Source organism: Pseudomonas sp. GM24, from assembly GCF_000282235.1.
Lineage (GTDB): Bacteria > Pseudomonadota > Gammaproteobacteria > Pseudomonadales > Pseudomonadaceae > Aquipseudomonas.
Genome location: NZ_AKJR01000345.1, coordinates 1 through 1,970, shown reverse-complemented (window position 1 = coordinate 1,970; position 1,970 = coordinate 1). Strand labels below are relative to the sequence as shown.

The 1,970-nt window shown below is 63.7% G+C and carries 1 protein-coding gene; it reads right to left on the bottom strand.

What is annotated here, in order from left to right:
- Positions 1 to 80: 80 nt before the first annotated feature.
- Positions 81 to 1,784, bottom strand: a complete 1,704-nt coding sequence (locus PMI23_RS28100) for an amidase (protein ID WP_007913332.1) — start codon at positions 1,782 to 1,784, stop codon at positions 81 to 83.
- Positions 1,785 to 1,970 lie beyond the last annotated feature (186 nt).

Genomic DNA, 1,970 nt, shown 5'->3' with positions numbered 1-1,970 from the left:
GATGGCGGTGTGTCAGTCAAGTTTATCCAGGCTGACACACCGCTTTCGCGAGCAGGCTCGCTCCTACAGTTTTAAGCGCGTTACGACAATGGCGGCGTACGTGGCGGGATCTGGCGTTTGCTGCCGGTCGATTCAAACGCTGCAGCCAGGCGCAGCAGGTTCGAGTCGTCGTAGGCGCGGCCGGCGAAGGTCAGACCGACCGGCATGCCGATGTCGGCCATCACGCCCATCGGCACGGTCACGGTCGGTACGCCGAGGTGGCGGATTGCAAGGTTGCCGTTGGCCACCCAGATACCGTTGCTCCAGGCGATATCGGCCGACTCAGGGTTTACATCGGCGTCCGCCGGGCCGACATCAGCAACCGTCGGGAACAGCACGGCGTCGAGGCCCAGTGTGTCCATCCAGTCTTCGAGGTCGATGCGCCGAGTCTGTTCCAGGCCACGCAGGCCATCGGGCACGGTGGGGATTTCATTCCACGGCGTGATGCCGCGCTCGGCCATGCGCACGTATTCGTCCATGCCGGCTGCCAGATCGCCTTCACGGTTGGGCAGGGTGCCCGGGTCGTGCGGGAAGATTTTCGGCCCGTCGACGTCAACCAGACGATTGAGTTTCGGGTCGCCGTTGGCTTGCAGGAAGTCGTCGAACGCCCAAGCGGTCAGATCCCATAACTCATGGTGAAGGAACTCTTTCGAGACCAGACCACGGGTGAACACGGTTGGCGCGCCGGGACGATCGCCTTCGCAGTTGGAGACCAGCGGGAAATCGGTTTCGATGACTTCGGCACCGGCAGCTTCGAGTGCCTGACGCGCCTGTTTCCACAACTCGATCACCGACTCACGGGTATTGATGCGCTGGCCGGTCGGGCCGCCGATGCCCGGTGCTTCGCTGGTGCCGGCTTCAGGGTCGGCATTGATGAACATGCGCGGTACCGCGAAACGTTTGCCGGCCAAGGCTTTGGCATCGGCCGCCAGATCGGCGTAAGCGGCGGGGCGCACCTCGCTGACGCTCGGGATCGACACCCACGGTTGCAGGCGCCAGAGGTCGCCACGGGTGTCTGGGTCTTCGGCCACGACGATGTCGAGGACTTCAAGCAGGTCAGCCATGGTCCGTGCGTAAGGCACGACCACGTCCATGGTCGGCGTCAACGGCCAGTTGCCGCGCACCGAGATCACCCCGCGCGACGGCGTGTAGGCGCACAAGCCATTGTTCGACGCCGGGCCACGCCCGCTCGACCAGGTTTCTTCAGCCAGACCGAACGCGGCAAAACTCGCGGCCGTGGCGGTGCCGGCACCGTTCGACGAGCCGGAGGCAAACGGCGCAGTCAGGTAATCGGCGTTGTAAGGGCTTTCAGCGCGACCGTAGACGCCGCGTTGCATGCCGCCATTGGCCATCGGCGGCATGTTGGTCTTGCCCAGGCAAATCGCCCCGGCCGCGCGCAGGCGTTCGATGGTGAAGGCATCGCGATAGGCGACCAGATCAGCGAAGGCCGGGCTGCCGGACGCGGCGGTCAGGCCCTTGACCAAGTAGCTGTCCTTGGCGGTGTAAGGAATGCCGTCGAGCGGGCCGAGGGTTTCGCCTTTGGCGCGACGGGCATCGGACGCGCGTGCCTCGTTCAACGCTTCAGGGTTGCGTACGACCACGGCATTCAGCGCCGTTGCTGTGTCGGCACCGTCGTAGGCGTCGATACGGGCCAGATAGGCCTGGACCAGCTCGACTGCGGTGGTCTGGCCGGCCTCAAGGGCGGCACGCAGTTGGGCAATCGATACTTCGGTGACTTCGATCATGCGCTCACCGCTGTTTGAATTTGGGTGTTTATCCTGGAATGGGTGTTCATATCGGTTCTCGTTGCACAGCTATAAGCGACAAGGTTAAGACTGGCGCCTATTTAACACCAAGCGGCGCGCGGAGTAATCGGCGGGATTGATCTCTTGCCTGTTTTCAACCCGACCGACGCCATCGCGAGCAGGCTC